Genomic DNA, 18,695 nt, shown 5'->3' with positions numbered 1-18,695 from the left:
TCTTCCAATCGAGACGTCTCCCTGAATGGCATCGATCAAGCCTCCATATGAAGGCTCAAACTAAACTGTCAGGAATGTCGCCGGTCTATTCTGTCAGGGATGTAGCAGGTTCATACCCGGACAGACCCCCTCACCCTGCCCTCTCCCCCGATGGGGGAGAGGAAAGATGAGGGCGGGGCTTTGTGGGGAGGGGGAACCCTCATGGAGTCAATTGACCGCCCGGCGCTCTATCCAAAGGCAAGATCGGCTGATTGGCGCATGTTCCGTTCAGGCGCAATCGCCTGAACGAGAAGAACATGCGCCAGGAGACGTGCCAGCCGCTGCGTTGCCGGCGGACGTCCCCTCACCGGCCCCAACTTCGCTGGGGCGTCCTCATCCGCCTTGCGGGAGAGGGTGTTGGTGGCGGGTGATTCGGTTCCTATTCCGCCGCCACCTCGCGCTGGCCCAGCAGCTTCATTGCCGTGCCGAAGCGTGACTGGGCCTGGCCGGCCTTGTCGGCCGTTAGTCGAACCTTCATGAGAACGCGGCCGTCCCGGCAGTTCCTCCGGCTCAGCACCTCGCCGCGGTCATGGAGCCAGGCCTGGCCCTGGCCGTCCTGCGGGGGGAGCAGGATTTCGTAGACGGTGTCCTCCGCCCCCAACCGGCCCTCGATCAGCTCAAGGAGCGGGTCCAGCCCCTCACCCGTGACGGCGGAGACCAGCACGCAGCCGGGCTTGCGCAGCGCCTGGACCTCGCGGCCGGCGCGCTCCGTCGGCGGCAGCAGGTCCAGCTTGTTCCAGACCTCGATGATGCGCGAGCGGCGGAGTTCATCAATGCCCAGCTCCTCCAGCACGCGGTCAACGTCCCCGGCCTGGGCTTCCGAATCGTCATGGGCGATGTCGCGGACGTGGAGGATGACGTCCGCTGAGAGCACCTCCTCCAGCGTGGCGCGGAACGCGGCGATCAGGGACGTCGGCAGGTCAGAGATGAAGCCCACCGTGTCGGACAGGATGATCTTGCGGCCGTGCGGCAGTTCGATCACCCGCATGGTGGGATCAAGCGTTGCAAACAGCAGGTCCCGGGCAAGGACCTGCGCACCGCTGAGGCGATTGAAGAGCGTCGACTTGCCGGCATTGGTGTAGCCCACGAGCGCCACCACCGGATAAGGCACGCGCGCCCTGCCCCTGCGGTGCAGCGCGCGGGTTTTCTTCACGCTTTCGAGCTGATCCTCGATGCGGCTGATGCGCTCCTGGATCAAGCGGCGGTCCGCCTCGAGCTGGCTTTCGCCGGGGCCGCCCAGGAAGCCGAAGCCGCCGCGCTGGCGTTCCAGATGGGTCCAGGAGCGGACCAGACGGCTCTTCTGGTACTCGAGATGGGCCAGTTCCACCTGCAGGGCGCCCTCCCGCGTCGAGGCGCGGCGGCCGAAGATCTCAAGGATGAGGCCAGTCCGGTCCAGCACCTTGGAGCCCCAGGCCTTTTCGAGGTTCCGCTGCTGGATGGGGGAGAGCTGAGCGTTGACGACGACGAGTTCAGTTTCCGTCTCCTTCACGCGCGCCGCGATCTCCTCCACCTTGCCTGAGCCCAGGAGCGTCGCGGGCTTGGGCGCGGCGACCGGAGCCACGATCTGGCCCGCAATCTCGAGATCGATGGCGAGGGCGAGGCCCACCGCCTCCTCCAGCCGCGCCACGGCAGCGCGGCCGGAGCCGGGCGGCGCGCCGCGGTCACGCCGGTCCACGTGGATGACGATGGCGCGGGTCGCGGCCTTGCCTTCGATCTGGAAGTCGACGCCCGCACCGCCTTTGTTCTTTGCGCGCGCGGTCAACCGGCGGCCTGCTCTTCGTCAAACAGGCTGATCGGGCCCCCGGGCATGATGGTCGAAATGGCGTGCTTGTAGACCAGCTGGGACATGCCATCCCGGCGGAGAAGAACGCAGAAGTTGTCGAACCAGGTGATCACGCCCTGAAGCTTTACGCCATTGACGAGAAACACCGTCACCGGAATCTTCTGCTTGCGCACATGGTTGAGGAAAGTGTCCTGAAGGTTTTGCTGCTTTTCTTGGGCCATCGTTTTTGTCCTGTTCTCTTGCTCGGGCCGTGGCGGGCCTGAGCCTAACACGAAACCGCCTCCCGGAAAATTTCACAGTTCCGTGTCTTCCTCGCCGCGGCCGGCGAGGCCGAGGAGCTTGATTTTGCGGTGGAGCGCGGAGCGTTCCATGCCGATGAACTGGGCGGTGCGCGAGATGTTTCCGCCGAAGCGGCCGAGCTGGGCGGTGATGTAATCGCGCTCGAAGGCCTCGCGCGCCTCGCGCAGCGGATAGACGAGCAGATGCTCGATGCCGAAGGTGGCGGTCGCCGCCCCTGCCCCGCCGGTGTCGGAGGGAAGCATGGCGGCGGAAATCTCCGGGGCGCCCTCGCCGCCGGCGAGGATCAGGATGCGCTCCACATTGTTGCGGAGCTCACGCACATTGCCCGCCCAGTCGCGCGTCTGCAGTACGGCGATGGCATCGTCGGCGAATTTGCGCACCGGCTGGCCCGAGGCGGCGGAGTAGCTTTTGACGAAGTGGTGGATGAGGTCTGGAATATCCTCCCGGCGTTCGGCGAGGCCCGGCACCGCGACGGGAACGACGCCGAGGCGGTGATAGAGGTCCTCGCGGAAGCGGCCGGCCTCGATGAGCCCCGCAAGGTCGCGGCTGGTCGAGGACACCACGCGGATATCGACCTTCACTTTTTTCGCACCGCCGACGCGCAGGAAAGTCTGGTCCACCAGCACGCGCAGCACCTTGCCCTGGGTTTCGAGCGGCATGTCGGCGAGTTCGTCGATATAGAGCGTGCCGCCATGGGCCTCCTCCAGCGCGCCCACACGGCGCATGGCGCCCGAACCGTCCTCGACGCCGAAGAGCTCCTCCTCCATGCGCTCGGGCGCCATGGCGGCGGCGCTCAAGGTGACGAAGGGGCCCTCGGCGCGCAGCGAGAGCGCGTGCAGCGTGCGCGCGGCCAGCTCCTTGCCCGCGCCCATGGGGCCGGTGATCAGCACGCGGCTGTTGGAGGGGGCGATCTTCTTCAAAAGCTGGCGCAGCTGGCGCATGGCGGCCGACTGGCCAAGAAGCTCCGTCTCGGCGCCCGAGCGGCCCTTCAGCTCCTCGTTCTCGCGCCTGAGCCGCGACGTTTCCAGCGCACGGCCGACGACAAGGATGAGGCGGTCCGCCTTGAAGGGCTTCTCGATATACTCATAGGCGCCGCGCTTGATGGCGGCGACCGCGGTTTCGATGTTGCCGTGGCCGGAGATGATGATGACCGGAACCTCCGGGTGCTTCTCCTTGATGATGTTGAGGAGATCGAGCCCGTCAAGCTTCGAGCCCATCAGCCAGATGTCGAGGATGATGAGGGACGGGCGGCGCTGCGCCACCTCGGCCAGCGCGGCGTCGGAGTTGTGCCCAAGCCTGGTCTCGTAGCCCTCGTCCTCGAGGATCCCCGCGATGAGTTCCCGGATGTCGGCCTCGTCATCGATGATGAGGATGTCAGCTGCCATTCAGAGTTCCTGCACTTTCATTCCGCCGCGCTCGACTGGGCGGCCATCCTGTCGAAGAGGAGCGTGACGCGGGCGCCCTGGATGCCGTCCGCCGCGGGCGCGTCCTCGAGGATGAGGCGTCCGCCGTGTTCCTCCATGATGCGCTTGACGATGGCGAGGCCAAGGCCCGTGCCCTTCTCGCGCGTTGTCATGTAGGGTTCGGCCAGGCGGTGACGGTTCTCGCGCGGCAGCCCGATGCCGTTGTCGGTGACGCGGATGAAGGGGTGGCCCTGGCGATTGCCGGCAATCAGCTCGATGCGGCCGCGCGGCTCCGGCTGGCCCTGCAGCCTGGTTTCGATGGATTCGCGCGCGTTCTTGACCAGATTGGTGATGGCCTGGGTGATCAGGCGGCGGTCGAAGGGGAAGACGAATTCGCCCTGGCTGACATCGAGCTCGATGTCGATGTCGGAGGAGGAGACGCGCTGCAGCACGGTGGCCTCGCGCACGATGGCGGCGAGCTCCTGCGGCTCCGGCACGGCCTTCGGCATGCGGGCGAAGGAGGAGAACTCGTCCACCATGCGGCCGATGTCGCCGACCTGGCGGATGATCGTGTCCGTGCACTGGTCGAAGACGTGCTTGTCGGTGTGGATCTGGCCGCCGTATTTGCGCTTCAGGCGCTCGGCCGAGAGCTGTATGGGGGTCAGCGGGTTCTTGATCTCATGCGCGATGCGGCGCGCGATGTCGGCCCAGGCGGAGTTGCGCTGGGCGGAGACGAGCTCGGTGATGTCGTCGAAGGTGAGAACGTGGCCGTGGGCCGCGTCTTCCGAGCTCTCCGTGGTGACGCGCGCGAAAAGGCTGCGGCTTTCGCCCTTCCTCTCGATATCGACCTGGCCTTCGGCGAAACCCGAGGGGCGGGTGAGCGCCTGCTCGAAGATCGGCAGGAAGGGGGCGAGCGCCACCTCGGCGGGCTGTCCGATGAGATCGCTTTCCGTGCTGCCGAGCAGCGTCAGGCCCGAACGGTTGACGAGCGAGATGCGCCCCGAGGGATCGATGCCGATGACCCCGGCGCTGACGCCCGCCAGCATCGCCTCGGTGAAGCGGCGGCGGGCATCGATGGCGTCGCTCGCCGCAACCAGATCGTCGCGCTGCTGCTTCAGGTGATCGGTCATCAGGTTGAAGGTGTTGGAGAGGGTCTGGAGATCCGTGGGGCCTTCCACCACGGTGACCTTGGCGTCGAGCTCGCCGCCCGAGACGCGGCGCGCGGCATCGAGCAGGCGCACCACGGGCGCCACCACCTTGTCCGAGAACCACAGGCCCACCCAGATGGCGGCGAGCAGCAGGATGAAGCCCACCAGCGCGAACATCATGCCGAAGGTCAGCTGCACGCCGAGGCGCTGCGACATCAGCCGGTCATATTCCTTCTTGGCCTCCTGCGCGTCGCGCAGCTGCTTCTGCACCGACGGATTGATGACGCGATAGACCATCAGATAGGCATTGTCGAAATTCGGCAACCTGATGAGACCGCGCACCACGTTGCCGCCCGCGCCCGGCTGGATCACCACGAGTTCGCCCTTGTCGGCCTGGTCGAGATAGGCCTGGTTCGGCGGGAAGAACGAGAATGTCTCCCGCGCCACGACGCGGGCGATGAACTCCTGCTTGCCGTCCTTCTGCTTCGCCGGGTCGAAGATGAAAATGGCGGGAAGCCCGTGCAGCAGCGCGTGGTTGGCAACGCGGCGGATGAAGTTGGTGGGGTCCCTGTCATGGAGTTCGCGGTGCTGGGAGAGATCGGCGGAAATCTGGGCGACGTCATTGCGGACGGCCTCGCCATGGTCGTGCACATAGGTTTCGGCAACGAAGACGGCGGAATCCACGATGGCGCGGGTGCGCTGGGAGAACCACGCATCCAGGCCGCGGTTCAGCGTGACCGTGGCGAAGACCGCGACCACGATGGCGGGCACCACCGCGATGACGCTGAACAGCGACACAAGACGCAGCTGCAGCGAGGCGCCAGGCGTGCCGTTCCGCCGCTCGATCAGCAGAAACAGGATCTGCCCGAGGATCAGCAGCGTCAGCACCAGCAGCACCGCGCCGTTGACGAGCATCAGCAGCAGGGTGTTTTCGCTGGTGGGCGTGATCGGCGTCATGCCGGTCAGGATGGCGAAGGTCGCCAGGCCGCAGGCCACGCCGGCAAGGACGAGCACGAAACCGGTCACCCCCGTGAAGCGGCGGACGCGGTCGAGCAGCCTGATTTGCGCGGCTTCGATCATGCAACCTGTTCAGCAGAACCTGTTGCCGGAAATCAACAGTAATTGTGGCCCATTTGCGACAGTTCCCCGGCGGTTCCACATTTGCGGAACATGCGCCGGCGTGACGTCACCCAAGGCCGCGGATCACCTTCACCTGCCGGTCGCGCAGCTTTGCCCGCAGGGTGTTGCGGTTGATGCCCAGAAGCTCCGCCGCGCGCAGCTGGTTGCCGGCGGTGGCGGCCAGCACGGCGCGCAGCAGTGCCGGCTCCACATCCGCCAGAATGCGCTCATAAAGCCCCGCCGGTGGAAGCCCCGTGCCGAAACTGGCGAAATAGCGGGAGAGATAGTTCTCCATGAAATCCGGCAGGCCGGTGCCGGAGACATCGGCGGGATCCGGCCCCTGCCGCACGGGCGCCGCCGTGAGCTCCCGGTCGATGGCGGAGGAGGAGATGGTGTCCTCGATCTCGATGGCGAGCATGCGGCGCAGCAGGTTTTCCAGCTCGCGCACATTGCCGGGCCAGCGGTGGGCCTGCAGGCGCTCGATCGCCTCGCGCGAGACATCCTTGCGCGGCAGGCCCTCCCTCACCGCCTGCGCTAGGAAGTGGCGCACGAGGTCCGGAATGTCCTCGGCCCGCTCGCGCAGGGCCGGCAGCCGCAGCGGCACGACGTTGAGGCGGTAGAACAGGTCCTCGCGGAAGGAGCCCTGGTTGATGAGCTGGCGCAGGTCGCGGTGCGTGGCCGTGATGATGCGGACGTTGGTTTTGATCGGTGCATGGCCGCCCACCGTCATGTATTCGCCCTGCTGGAGGACGCGCAGAAGGCGCGTCTGGGCTTCGAGCGGCATGTCTCCGATCTCGTCGAGGAAGAGCGTGCCGCCCTCCGCCTGCTCGAAGCGGCCGGCCAGGCGCGAGGTGGCCCCGGTGAAGGCGCCCTTCTCATGGCCGAAGAGTTCCGACTCGATCAGCTCGCGCGGGATCGCCGCCATGTTGACAGCGACGAAGGGTCCCTTGCGGCGGCGCCCATAGTCATGCAGCGCGCGCGCCACGAGTTCCTTGCCGGTGCCGGATTCGCCGGCGATCATGACGGTCAGGTCCGTCTGGGTGAGCCGGGCGATGATGCGGTAGATCTCCTGCATCGCCGGCGAGCGGCCGACGATGGGGAGCAGCTCCGGCTGGCCCGCGCCCCTGGAGGGTGCTGGCTTCTGCGATTGCTCCAGCGCGCGGCCCACCGTCTGGACCAGCGCATTGAGGTCGAAGGGCTTGGGCAGATAGTCGTAAGCGCCGCGCTCGGCCGCGGTGATGGCCGTCATGATGGTGTTCTTGGCGCTCATCACGATGACGGGCAGCGTGGGGCGCAGCTTCTTGATGCGGGGGATGACGTCAAAGGCGTTCTCGTCGGGCAGCACGACGTCAGTCACCACCGCATCGCCCTGCCCCTCGGCGACCCAGCGCCAGAGGGAGCCCGCCGTGGCGGTGGAGCGCACGGCATAGCCCGCGCGGCTCAGCGCCTGGCTCAGCACGGTGCGGATGGCGCTGTCGTCGTCCGCGATCAGGACCGTCTTGCCGCTCATGGCGTGTCGTCTCCATCGAAGTCACGGGGAGCGGCGGCGCCGCGCAGCATCGGCAGCAGCACGCGGAAGGTGGCGCCGCGCCCGCGGTCCGCGCATTCAATGATGCCGCCGTGATCGCGCACGATTTTGGCGACAAGCGCCAGGCCCAGCCCCTTGCCGCCGGGCTTGGTGGTCACGAAGGGATCGAAGATGTTGGGGCGGAGCTCCTCCGGCACGCCCGGCCCCGTATCATGCACGCAGACTTCCAGCGGCAGCGTGATGCGCTCCGAGCTTCCCGGCACGGTGAGGCGGATGCCGGGGCGGAAGGCGGTGGTGAGCAGGATTTCGCCCGCTTGCGCATTGTTCCCGATGGCCTCGGCCGCGTTCTTGGCGAGGTTGAGGAAAACCTGCACGAGCTGGTCCTTGTTGCCCAGCACCGGCGGCAGCGAGGGGTCATAGTCCTCGCGCACGCTGACGCCCTCGCCCATGCTGGCGGTGGTGAGGCGCTTCACGCGCTCCAGCACGGCGTGGATGTTGACCGGGCTCTTCTCCAGCGGGCGCTCGTCGGAGAACACCTCCATCTGGTCCACGAGGTCGCGGATGCGGTCGGTTTCCTCGCAGATCAGGCGGGCCAGCGCGCGGTCATCGGAATTGAGGGCGGGCTCGAGCAGTTGCGCGGCTCCGCGGATGCCGGCGAGCGGATTCTTGATTTCATGCGCCAGCATGGTGGCCATGCCGGAGACCGAGCGCGCGGCCCCGCGTGACGTCAGCTGCCGGTCGATCTTGTGCGCCATGGAGCGCTCGAGCAGCATGAGGATCACGTAGCGCGGATCGTCATGCATCAGCGTGGCCTGCACATCCACCAGGCGCTCGCCGCCGAGCCGCGGCGTGCCGACGGCGAGGGAATATTCGTTCACCACGCCCGCACTGGCCCGGGCCTGGGCGATCGAGCCGAAAACCGGGCTTGAGAAGGGCACGAGGTCGGAGAGCTTGTGGCGCAGCAGCATGTTGCTGGAGGCCTGAAAATAATCCTCCGCCGCGACATTGGCGAGGCGGATGCGGCAGGCCTCGTCCAGCACGATGAGCGGGTTGGGCAGCGCATCGACCACCGCCTTGGGCATGGGCGCGTCAGGCGCGGGGGGGCGGTCATTCAGGGGAGCATTCATGCCGCGGCCCTTTCCTGGACGATGTCGTAGAGCTGGCGCAGTCCGCCGCGCACCGCGTCATTGTCATCGGTGCGGAGCAGCGCCGCGCGCCATTCGGAAGCCTGTCCGGGCGTGATGTGGTGGCGTTCGGCAAGCCTTGTGACAGACCAGCCGATGTGCTTGCGGGCCACGCGGTTGCCATGGTGCGCGCCATGGGCCAGAAGCATGCGCTCATGATGCTCGGCCACGATGCGGGCCTCCTCGCCAAGCGCCGGTTCGGCAAGCCCCGTGCCCCCGTCCAGGCCCTCGGCGATGACGCCCGGCCACCACGGGCGGCCATAGGCGCCGCGGCCGATCATCACGCCGTCAGCGCCCGATTTCGCCAGCATCTCGCGCGCGCCGTCCACCGAGGCGGCGTCGCCATTGGCGATGAGCGGGATGGAGACCGCCTCGCGCACGCGGGCGATCGCGGCCCAATCGGCCGTGCCGCCATAGAACTGGCAGCGGGTGCGGCCATGCACGGTGACCAGCGCCACCCCCTGCCCTTCGGCGCGGCGCGCGAGTTCGGGCGCGTTGAGCGAGTTGCGGTCCCATCCCAGCCGCATCTTGAGCGTCACCGGAACGGAGGAGGCCCGCACGGTGGCCGCGATGAGCTTTTCGGCATGGTCAAGGTTGCGCATGAGGGCCGAGCCCGAAAGGCCGCCCGTCACCTCGCGCGCCGGGCAGCCCATGTTGATGTCGATGATCTCGGCACCCATGTCCTGCGCCACGCGCGCACCCTCCGCCATCCAATGCGGCTCGCGGCCGGCGAGCTGGATGACAAAGGGCGAGAGCTTCTCCGCACCCAGCGCGCGGCGCAGCATGTCAGGCCGGGCCTTCACCAGTTCCTCGCCCGCCACCATCTCGCTCACCACAAGGCCGGCGCCATGCTCATGCGCAATGGTGCGGAAGGGCTCGTCGGTCACGCCCGACATGGGCGCCAGGAAAACCCGGTTGCGCGTTTCGATGGGGCCGATCTTGATGCCCATTTTTTGATCAGCGGCCTGTGCTGTATAATTACAAGGCACGATAGTCTGATGTTGCACCGCGTCAAGTCCCTTTCTTGCGGGGCGGGAATGCGCTTGCCCGCGCATGGTCCGGTGAGGCGGAGTCGACCGGACGGGCCATGCGCCAGGTCATATGCTTGAGCATGATCCTGTCGCAAAACCGGTTCCACTTTTGCGGATCATGCGATAGATCAGTGACATGACAGTTGCGGCAGTGATCGTGGCCGGTGGCTCCGGCCTGCGCGCGGGGGGCGGACGACCAAAACAATACCAGTTGATCGGGGGCCGCCCGGTGATCTGGTGGACCTGCCGGGCCTTCCTGGAACACCCTTCCGTCAGCCATGTTCAGCCCGTCATCGGCGAGGGCCACGAGGCGATGTTCGCCGAGGCGGTGACGGGCCTCGACCTGCCGCTGCCCGTGATCGGCGGATCGACCAGGCAGGAGTCGTGCCGCATCGGCATCGAGGCGGTGGGGAGGCACAGGCCTTCGAAGGTGCTTGTCCATGATGCGGCGCGGCCCTTCGTATCGGCGGCGCTGATCGACGATGTGATCTCGTGGCTCGACCGCTTCCCCGCCGCCGTGCCCGGCATGCCGGTGGCGGAGACGCTGAAATTCGCGCCCGGCGGCCTGGTGAGCCGCACCGTGGACCGCGCCTCGATCTGGACGGCGCAGACGCCGCAGGGCTTCACCTATGACGGTATCCTTGCCGCCTACCGCAAGGCCGAGGCAGAGCACACGCAGGGGCTGACGGACGATGCCTCGGTTGCCGAACATGCCGGGATTGCCATATCCATGATCATGGGCGAACCGGAGAACCGCAAACTGACGACCGCCGACGATATCGTGCTGGCCGACCGCGACATGACCGGCCGCCAGCTGCAGGCGCGCCCCGACATGCGCGTGGGCCAAGGCATCGACGTCCACCCCTTCGAGGAGGGTGACGCGGTGATCCTGTGCGGCATCGCCATTCCCCATGCGCGGAAGCTCAAGGGACACTCCGACGCCGATGTCGCCATGCATGCGCTGACGGACGCCATCCTCGGCGCCATCGGCGAAGGCGACATCGGCACGCATTTCCCGCCCTCCGACCCGCAATGGAAGGGAGCGCAATCGCGCATCTTCCTGATGAAGGCGGTGGACCTGCTGGAGGCGAGGCACGGCATCATCGCCAATGCCGACATCACGGTTTTGGCCGAGGCGCCCAAGGTGTCGCCGCATGTGGCCGCCATGCGGGCCCATCTTGCGCCGCTCCTGCATGTGGACCCCTCGCGCATCGCCATCAAGGCCACGACGATGGAGAAGCTGGGCGCGATCGGGCGGAAGGAAGGCATCATGGCCCATGCGACGGTGACGGTGAGACTGCCGTGAGGCGCGAACACCCCAATGATTGCCATCACCCCGGCGAAAGCGGTGGCCCAGCTTCGGGCGACCGCCATGCGGAAAGCTGGGTCGCGGCTTTCGCCGGGATGACGGTTTAACTCCGGTGTTCCCCGCGGACCTCACCGCGCGCGCCGCGGCGCTCATCGACCGGTGCCGGCGCAACAGGCTCATGCTCGCCACGGCGGAGAGCTGCACCGGCGGGCTCATTGCGGGGCTGATAACCTCCGTGAGCGGATCATCGGATGCGCTGGACTGCGGCTTCGTCACCTATTCCAATGCGGCGAAGGTGCGGATGATCGGTGTGCCGCCGGACCTCATCGCGCGGCATGGGGCGGTGAGCGAGGAGGTGGCGCGGGCGATGGCGGAGGGGGCACTCGCCAACAGCGCGGCGGATGTGGCGGTTGCGGTGACCGGCGTGGCCGGACCGGGCGGCGGCACGGCGGCGAAGCCCGTGGGTCTCGTCCATTGCGCGGCGGCGCGGCGGGGGCTCCCGGCCGTTCATCGTGAATTGCGGCTGGGCGGCATCGGGCGCGGGGCGGTGCGGCTGGAGACGGTGCGGGTGGCCATCGAAATGGCCTACGGGATCGTCGGCCCGTAGAGCTGCCTTGCGCGGTCCTCGAAGGCGGACATGACTTTGCGCACCGCCAAGTCGAACATGCCGGAGAACAGCATCTGCAGCATGCGGCTGCGCAACTCGTAGTCGACGGTGAAGGTGATGTCGCAGCGGTTCTCGCCCGTGGCCAGGATGCGCCATTCGGATTCAAGGCGCCTGACGGGGCCTTCGTCCGACAGGGCGGTGACGGTGAGGGCCTTCGGGTCCACGGTGACGCGGCTTGTCATCACCTCCTCGATGCGGAGTTTTTCGTAGGCAACAGTCAGATCGCCCTCGAAGGTTTCGGTGCCGTCCTGATGCGTCTTCGCGTGGCGCACGAGGGAGCGCCTCACCAGCGGAAGAAATTCCTTGTAGCGCGCCACGTCACGCGCGATGGCGAAGACCTGCTCCGCCGTGTAGGGAACAGAGCGGGTGACGCTGAAACTGGGCATCAGCCGCGCCGGGCCCGGGCGGCGCGCAGCCTGGCGAAGTCCTCACCCGCGTGGTGGGAGGACCGTGTGAGAGGGGTGGACGCCACCATCAGGAAGCCCTTGGCATAGGCGATGGTCTCGTAACCCTTGAACTCGTCCGGCGTCACGAAACGGTCGATCGCCGCATGCTTGCGGGTGGGCTGGAGATACTGGCCGATGGTGATGAAGTCGATGGCGGCCGAGCGCATGTCGTCCATCACCTGCATCACCTGCTCGCGCGTTTCGCCGAGGCCCACCATGATGCCGGACTTGGTGAACATGGCGGGGTCAAGCTCCTTCACCCGCTGCAGCAGGCGCAGCGAATGAAAGTAGCGCGCGCCCGGCCTGATCCTGAGATAGAGCGCGGGGACCGTTTCGAGATTGTGATTGAAGACGTCCGGCCTCGCTTCGACGACGATTTCGAGGGCCCCGTCCTTCTTCAGGAAGTCGGGGGTGAGCACCTCGATGGTGGTGGCGGGCGAGGCCTTGCGGATTTCCGCGATGGTGCGGGCGAAGTGCCTTGCACCGCCATCGGCGAGGTCGTCACGGTCGACCGAGGTGATGACGGCATGGGTGAGGCCCATGCGGGCGACGGCGTCAGCAACCTTTGCGGGCTCATCGGCGGCGAGCTGGTCCGGCATGCCGGTCTTGACGTTGCAGAAGGCGCAGGCCCTGGTGCAGGTGTCGCCCATGATCATGAAGGTGGCGTGCTTCTTCGACCAGCATTCGCCGATATTGGGGCAGCCCGCCTCCTCGCACACGGTGACCAGCTTGTTGTCGCGCACGATCTTCTGGGTTTCGGCATAGACGGCCGAGCCCGGCGCCTTGACCCTGATCCATTCCGGCTTCCTGAGGATCGGCGTGTCCGGCTTGTGCGCCTTTTCGGGGTGGCGGGCCTTGAGCTTGTTGTCGAGGACGGTGACCATGGTGGCTTTCCAAACGTTCGGTTCTCAGAGATAGGCCTTGCCCCTGCCGCCATCAAGCGGCCTTGTGGCAGGCATGGCTCACATGTGGATGACACGCCCATAGGCGTCGAGCACGCTCTCATGCATCATTTCGGAGAGGGTCGGGTGCGGGAAGACGGTGTGCATCAGCTCCTCCTCGGTGGTTTCCAGCCCCATGGCGATGACGAAGCCCTGGATCAGCTCGGTGACCTCGGCGCCAACCATATGGGCGCCCAGAAGCCTGCCGGTCCTCGCGTCGAAGATGGTCTTGATCAGGCCCTGGTCCTCGCCCAGTGCGATGGCCTTGCCGTTGGCGAGAAAGGGGAAGCGGCCGACTTTCAGCTCATGGCCCGCCGCCCCGGCCTTCGCCTCGGTGAGGCCCACGCTCGCCACCTGCGGGTGGCAATAGGTGCAGCCGGGAATCTGATCCTTCCTCATCGGGTGGACATCGAGGCCCTTGATCTTCTCAACACAGATGACGCCCTCGTGCTCCGCCTTGTGGGCGAGCATCGGCGGACCCGCCACGTCGCCGATGGCATGGACGCCGGGAATGCTGGTGCGGCCGTAGCCGTCCGTCACGATGCAGCCCTTCTCGGTCTTGACGCCGAGCGCTTCAAGCCCCAAGCCCTCAATGTTGCCCTGGACGCCGACGGCGGAGATGACGCGGTCAACCGTGATGGTCTCGCTCCTGCCGCCGGCCTCGATCGTCGCGGTGACGCTGTCGGCATGGCGGTCAAGCTTCGCCACCCTGGCGGCCAGCCGGAACTTGAGGCCCTGCTTCTCCATCTGCTTCTGGGCGATCCTGGAGATTTCCGCGTCCTCGACCGGCATGATCTGGTCCATGACCTCGACCACGGTGACGTCCACGCCCATGGCGTTATAGAAGGAGGCGAACTCGATGCCGATGGCGCCGGAGCCGACGACGAGAAGCGACTTCGGCATGGCCTTCGGCACCATCGCCTCGAAATAGGTCCACACCAGCTTGCCGTCAGGCTCGAGACCGGGGAGCACGCGCGGGCGCGCACCGGTGGCGATGATGATGTTCTTCGCGGTGTAGGCGCCAGGCCCCAGCTTGTCTTTCGGCTCGGGTGCCTGCGGCTGGACGGCGGGCTTCGAAGGCTTGCTTACAACAATCTCGTTTGGCTTCGTCAGCTTCGCCTCGCCCCAGATGACGGTGACCTTGTTCTTCTTCAGCAGCATGGTGACGCCGCCGTTCAGGCGGCCCGAGACGCCGCGCGAGCGCTGGACGACGGCCTGCGCGTCATAGGAGATGTTGTCGGCAGAGAGGCCGTAGGTCCTGGCGTGCTTCATATAGTGATAGATCTCGGCCGAGCGGAGCAGCGCCTTGGTCGGGATGCAGCCCCAGTTGAGGCAGATGCCGCCCAGGTGCTCGCGCTCCACCACGGCTGTCTTGAGGCCCAGCTGTTCCGCGCGGATCGCCGCCACATAGCCGCCTGGGCCGCCGCCGATGATGATGATGTCGAAACTGGTGTCGGCCATGGTGCTTCGTCCTCACTTTCCAAGGTCCGTCACCCCGGCGAAAGCCGGGGCCCCGCTTCAACCGCCCAAAGCGGGGTCCCGGCTTTCGCCGGGATGACGGCACTATAAATCGAACTACAAATTCATAATCCCCCGCACCACCGGCACGAGTGCTGTGCCGATGGACTTGGTGTTGGCGGCATCCAGGTGGCCGCCGTCGGTCTCGTCCGCCTTGGCCACCGAACCGGCGTCGAAGAAGTGGACACCCATCTCCTCGGCGACCCGTGCATAGTGCCGGGCGAAGAGTTTGGACTCCTCGATGGCGTGGCCCCACAGATCGTTGAACCATTCGTCCGTGGTCGGAACGAGCGACGGCGGGGACATGATCAGGACCTGGGGCGTCTTGTAGGCCGGCAGGAAGGAGAATTTCTGCACGATCTCGATCAGGCGCGCCATGCCCATCGAGGCATCGAAGGCGCGGCAGCGGTTGGCGAACTTGATGTCGTTGGTGCCGAGCATGATGATGACGAGATCGAGCGGCGTGTGGGTGGACAGCAGCACGGGAAGGATGCGCGCGCCGTTCCGGTCATCCAAGGTGGTGGGATCGTCGAACACCGTGGTGCGGCCGTTGTGGCCCTCCTCGATGACACGCGCCTTGCCGTGAAGGCCCGCCGCCAGCACGTTGGGCCAGCGGATGTCGAAAGGGTGGCGCTCGAATGTGCCGGCGATGAAACCCCAGGTGAGCGAGTCGCCGAAGGCGAGGATGTTTTTCATGCCCGTCACACCAGCATCAGGCCGGGTTCTTCGAGACAGGCCTTGATCGCGCCGATGAACTCGGCCCCCAGCGCGCCGTCGATGCAGCGGTGGTCGGTGGAGAGGGTGATGGTCATCTGCTGTTCGATGACGATGTCTTGCCCGCGCACCACCGGGCGGCGCTCGCCCGTGCCGATGGCGAGGATCGAGGCGTGCGGCGGGTTGACGATGGCCGCGAAGCTTTTCACATTCATCATGCCCATGTTGGAGATGGCCGCCGAGCCGCCGGTATATTCCTCGGGCTTGAGCTTGCGGTTGCGGGCGCGGGCCGCGTAGTCCTTCATCTCGGATGAAATCCGGGCGAGGCCCTTGGTCTCCGCACTGCGCACGACGGGGGTGATGAGGCCGCCGGGGATCGACACCGCCACGCCGATGTCCGCGTGCTTGTGCTTCACCATGGCGTTCTCGGTCCAGGACACATTGGCGTCCGGCACCTTGATGAGCGCCATGGCCATGGCCTTGATGATGAAGTCGTTGACCGAAATCTTCCAGTCGGGCTTGCCTTCCTTGTCCCTGGGCGCCTGCAGGTTCAACCGCTCGCGCAGCTCCAGCAGGTGGTCAAGGGCAACATCCACCGAGACGTAGAAATGCGGGATGGTCTGCTTGGACTCCGTCAGACGCCGCGCGATCACTTTCCGCATCGAGTCATGCGGCACGAGCTCGTAGGAGCCTTCGGCGAAGAGCTTGAGCACCTGCGCATCCGACGGCGGTGCGGCGAAGGCAGGAGCCGGGGCGGGAGCAGCGCCGGGCGTGGCGGTCTCCACGTCCTTTAGAATGATGCGGCCATGGGGGCCTGACCCCAGCAGGGCCGCAATGTCGATGCCCTTCTGCCGGGCCACGCGGCGGGCGAGCGGCGAGGCAAAGACGCGGGCGCCTTCAGTCCGCGCTGCAACAGCGGGAGCGGGAGCGACAGCTGCGACAGAAACGGGTGCAGCGGCGGCGGGAGCGGCGGCTTTGGGGGCTGCGGCGGCGGGCGCATCGCCCAGCTTCTCGCCCTCGCCGAGGATCACGGCGATGGGTGTGTTGACGGGCACGTCCTCGGTTCCGGCGGCAACCAGCAGCTTGCCGAGCGTGCCTTCATCGACGGCTTCGACTTCCATCGTTGCCTTGTCGGTCTCGATCTCGGCCAGGATGTCGCCGGACCTGACGGCGTCACCCTCCTTCTTGAGCCATTTGGCAAGCTTGCCCTTCTCCATGGTGGGCGACAGGGCGGGCATGAGCACGTTCACGGGCATAGGCGGTGTTCCCCATTCGTCTTGGCCTTCACCGCCGGATGCCGGCTCCGGCGGCGGGTAATGTCAGACCGCTGCTCAGGCCTTGTTGGCCAGCGGCGAGAGCTGGGCGGCGACCTTGGTCAGGTCCTCGTTCAGCACCTTGCGGATCGCGGCGAAATTGTCAGACGGGTTGCCGTGCCCCATCTCGGCGCAGGCGGAGGCGACCTGCTGGGCCATGCCGGCCAGCACATGGCCCCAGACATCCGGCGTGCCGAAGGCCATGGCGTGGAGCGACAGGCTCAAGCCACCGCCGGTGATCCAGGCGCGGGCGACTTCTCCGGCCTTGGGATCGTGGAACACCTCATGCGGCGGCTCCAGCTGGTGCGGGTGCATCTCGCCATGATGGTTGTGATGGTGGTGGTGATCGTGATCAGACATAGAGCACAGCCTTTGCTGCGGCGACCACCTCATCGGCATTGGGCAGCGCCAGTTTTTCGAGATTGGCCGCATAGGGCATGGGTACGTCCTTGCCGGCGACGCGTGCGACGGGCGCGTCGAGGTAATCGAAGGCATGGGTCATGATCTGGGCGGCAATCTCGCTCGTCACCGAGAATTGCGGGAAGCCCTCCTCCACGCACACACAGCGGTTTGTCTTCTTCACGCTCCCGATGATGGCCGCGAGGTCCATCGGGCGGATGGTGCGGAGGTCGATGACCTCGGCCTCGATGCCCTCGGCGGCGAGCTTCTCCGCCGCGGCCAGGGCATAGGTCATGCCGATGCCGAAGGAGACGATGGTGACGTGATGGCCCGCGCGCGCGATGCGGGCCTTGCCGATGGGCACCAGCCAGTCATCGACCCTGGGAACCTCGAAGCTCCTGCCGTAGAGGATCTCGTTTTCGAGGAAGACCACGGGGTTCGGGTCGCGGATCGCCGATTTGAGCAGACCCTTCGCGTCAGCCGCCGAATAAGGCATCACCACCTTGAGGCCGGGGATGTGGCCATACCAGGCGGCATAGTCCTGGCTGTGCTGGGCGGCGACCCGGGCGGCAGCACCCGACGCGCCGCGGAACACGATGGGGCAGTTCAGCTGGCCGCCTGACATGTAATGCGTCTTGGCGGCGGAGTTGATGATCTGGTCGATGGCCTGCATGGCGAAGTTGAAGGTCATGAACTCGACAATGGGCTTGAGGCCCGCAAAGGCCGCACCCACGGCAAGGCCGGTGAAGCCGTGCTCGGTGATCGGCGTGTCGATGACGCGCCGCGGGCCGAATTCGTCCAGCATGCCCTGCGAGATCTTATAGGCGCCCTGATACTGGCCCACTTCCTCGCCCATGAGGAAGACCTCCGGATCGCGGCGCATCTCCTCCGACATGGCCTCGCGCAGCGCTTCGCGCACCGTCATGGTGACCACCTCGGCGCCGGCGGGAACCCCGGTGTCGGCGGGTGCGGCGGAGGTGATGACAGCGGGCGCCGCGACGGGCGGGGCTTCCGCCGGCTTTGGCGCATCGGCCTTGGGTGCGGGTGCGGGGGCGGCATCCGCCTCGCCGATGACGGCGATGGGCGTGTTGACCTTCACGTTCTCGGTGCCGGCGGGGATGAGGATGGCGGTGAGCGGCCCCTCATCGACGGCTTCGACTTCCATCGTCGCCTTGTCGGTTTCGATCTCGGCGAGGACATCGCCGGGCTTCACCATGTCGCCGACGTTCTTGAGCCACCTGGCGAGCTTGCCCTCTTCCATGGTGGGCGAGAGGGCGGGCATGAGAATGGATGGCATTGGCGTCCCCGGCTCAGGCGTTGACGTAGATGTCGGTGTAGAGCTCGGACACATCGGGCTCCGGATCGTTCTGGGCGAATTCCGCGGCCTCGGTCACGAGAGCGCGGATCTCGGCGTCGATCTTCTTCAAATCGTCCTCGCTGGCGAGCTTGCCATTGAGGATGCGGGCCTTCACCTGCTCGATCGGATCATGCTCCTCGCGCATCTTCTGCACTTCTTCCTTGGAGCGGTATTTGGCCGGGTCCGACATCGAATGGCCGCGGTAGCGGTAGGTGAGCATTTCGAGGATGTAAGGCCCCTCACCCGCGCGGCAGTGCGCGATGGCGCGCTCCGCGGCATCGCGCACGGCGCGGACATCCATGCCGTCCACCTGCTCATAGAGAATGCCGAAAGCCGCGCCGCGCGCGCCGAGTTGTTCGGAAACCGCCGTCGAACGGGTGGCCGCGGTGCCCATGGCATAGCGGTTGTTCTCGATCACGAAGACCACCGGCAGCTGCCAGACCGACGCCATGTTGAACGTCTCGTAGACCTGGCCCTGGTTGGCCGCGCCGTCGCC

Annotated in this window: 17 protein-coding genes; 2 read left to right on the top strand and 15 right to left on the bottom strand. The window is 66.5% G+C overall.

The genetic code is table 11. From position 1 onward, the window contains the following. Positions 1–418 precede the first annotated feature (418 nt). The 7 genes from hflX to dusB form a co-directional block, all read right to left on the bottom strand. Positions 419–1,801, bottom strand: coding sequence for a GTPase HflX (gene hflX / locus IOC69_RS04935; RefSeq protein WP_290542424.1), 1,383 nt, complete (start codon positions 1,799–1,801; stop codon positions 419–421). Continuing rightward, positions 1,798–2,043 (bottom strand): RNA chaperone Hfq, encoded by a 246-nt coding sequence (gene hfq, locus IOC69_RS04930; protein WP_290542423.1) that lies wholly within the window; start codon positions 2,041–2,043, stop codon positions 1,798–1,800. Before hfq ends, hflX begins: the two co-directional genes overlap by 4 nt. A gap of 72 nt (positions 2,044–2,115) precedes the next feature. Then, positions 2,116–3,507, bottom strand: a complete 1,392-nt coding sequence (locus IOC69_RS04925) for a sigma-54 dependent transcriptional regulator (protein ID WP_290542422.1) — start codon at positions 3,505–3,507, stop codon at positions 2,116–2,118. A gap of 17 nt (positions 3,508–3,524) precedes the next feature. Further along, on the bottom strand, positions 3,525–5,753 hold the full coding sequence (locus IOC69_RS04920; RefSeq protein ID WP_290542421.1) for a PAS domain-containing sensor histidine kinase: 2,229 nt from the start codon (positions 5,751–5,753) through the stop codon (positions 3,525–3,527). A 106-nt stretch (positions 5,754–5,859) separates the two neighbouring features. After that, the gene (gene ntrC, locus IOC69_RS04915; protein ID WP_290542420.1) at positions 5,860–7,302 is read right to left on the bottom strand and encodes a nitrogen regulation protein NR(I); all 1,443 of its coding nucleotides are present in this window, start codon (positions 7,300–7,302) and stop codon (positions 5,860–5,862) included. Continuing rightward, positions 7,299–8,447 (bottom strand): ATP-binding protein, encoded by a 1,149-nt coding sequence (locus IOC69_RS04910; protein WP_290542419.1) that lies wholly within the window; start codon positions 8,445–8,447, stop codon positions 7,299–7,301. Before IOC69_RS04910 ends, ntrC begins: the two co-directional genes overlap by 4 nt. Then, positions 8,444–9,454 (bottom strand): tRNA dihydrouridine synthase DusB, encoded by a 1,011-nt coding sequence (gene dusB / locus IOC69_RS04905; protein WP_290542418.1) that lies wholly within the window; start codon positions 9,452–9,454, stop codon positions 8,444–8,446. The genes IOC69_RS04910 and dusB overlap by 4 nt, the downstream gene beginning before the upstream one ends. 217 nt (positions 9,455–9,671) lie before the next feature. Here dusB and IOC69_RS04900 point away from each other — a divergent pair, with 217 nt between their 5' ends. Together IOC69_RS04900 and IOC69_RS04895 are read left to right on the top strand one after the other, a co-directional pair. Next, positions 9,672–10,841 carry a bifunctional 2-C-methyl-D-erythritol 4-phosphate cytidylyltransferase/2-C-methyl-D-erythritol 2,4-cyclodiphosphate synthase gene (locus IOC69_RS04900; protein ID WP_290542417.1) on the top strand — a complete coding sequence of 390 codons (1,170 nt, stop codon included), beginning with the start codon at positions 9,672–9,674 and terminating at the stop codon, positions 10,839–10,841. Between the two features lie 154 nt (positions 10,842–10,995). Beyond that, a complete protein-coding gene (locus tag IOC69_RS04895) occupies positions 10,996–11,451 on the top strand; it encodes a CinA family protein (protein WP_290542425.1) in 456 nt (151 codons plus the stop codon). On the opposite strand, the gene IOC69_RS04890 is transcribed toward IOC69_RS04895, so the two are convergent. The 8 genes from IOC69_RS04890 to IOC69_RS04855 form a co-directional block, all read right to left on the bottom strand. Then, a complete protein-coding gene (locus IOC69_RS04890; RefSeq protein WP_290542416.1) occupies positions 11,430–11,897 on the bottom strand; it encodes a type II toxin-antitoxin system RatA family toxin in 468 nt (155 codons plus the stop codon). The genes IOC69_RS04895 and IOC69_RS04890 overlap by 22 nt on opposite strands. Continuing rightward, positions 11,897–12,841, bottom strand: coding sequence for a lipoyl synthase (lipA, locus tag IOC69_RS04885; protein ID WP_290542415.1), 945 nt, complete (start codon positions 12,839–12,841; stop codon positions 11,897–11,899). The genes IOC69_RS04890 and lipA overlap by 1 nt, the downstream gene beginning before the upstream one ends. A gap of 78 nt (positions 12,842–12,919) precedes the next feature. After that, complete coding sequence (gene lpdA, locus IOC69_RS04880; protein ID WP_290542414.1) at positions 12,920–14,359, bottom strand: dihydrolipoyl dehydrogenase; 1,440 nt, start codon at positions 14,357–14,359, stop codon at positions 12,920–12,922. Between the two features lie 114 nt (positions 14,360–14,473). Continuing rightward, the gene (locus IOC69_RS04875) at positions 14,474–15,112 is read right to left on the bottom strand and encodes an SGNH/GDSL hydrolase family protein (protein ID WP_290542413.1); all 639 of its coding nucleotides are present in this window, start codon (positions 15,110–15,112) and stop codon (positions 14,474–14,476) included. A 5-nt stretch (positions 15,113–15,117) separates the two neighbouring features. Beyond that, entirely contained in the window at positions 15,118–16,386 is a 1,269-nt protein-coding gene (locus tag IOC69_RS04870) for a pyruvate dehydrogenase complex dihydrolipoamide acetyltransferase (protein ID WP_290542412.1), read from the bottom strand. Between the two features lie 75 nt (positions 16,387–16,461). Then, the gene (locus tag IOC69_RS04865) at positions 16,462–16,803 is read right to left on the bottom strand and encodes a DUF5076 domain-containing protein (RefSeq protein ID WP_290542411.1); all 342 of its coding nucleotides are present in this window, start codon (positions 16,801–16,803) and stop codon (positions 16,462–16,464) included. Then, positions 16,796–18,139, bottom strand: coding sequence for a pyruvate dehydrogenase complex E1 component subunit beta (locus IOC69_RS04860; protein ID WP_290542410.1), 1,344 nt, complete (start codon positions 18,137–18,139; stop codon positions 16,796–16,798). Before IOC69_RS04860 ends, IOC69_RS04865 begins: the two co-directional genes overlap by 8 nt. Positions 18,140–18,152: 13 nt before the next feature. Next, positions 18,153–18,695, bottom strand: a 543-nt coding sequence (locus IOC69_RS04855; RefSeq protein ID WP_290542409.1) for a thiamine pyrophosphate-dependent enzyme, incomplete at its 5' end; no start/stop codon positions are given.

The sequence above is a fragment of the Aestuariivirga sp. genome (genome assembly GCF_020252405.1).
Classification (GTDB): Bacteria; Pseudomonadota; Alphaproteobacteria; order Rhizobiales; family Aestuariivirgaceae; genus Aestuariivirga.
The sequence above is the reverse complement of the archived record's forward strand: the minus strand, read 5'-3'. Positions and strand labels throughout refer to the sequence as shown.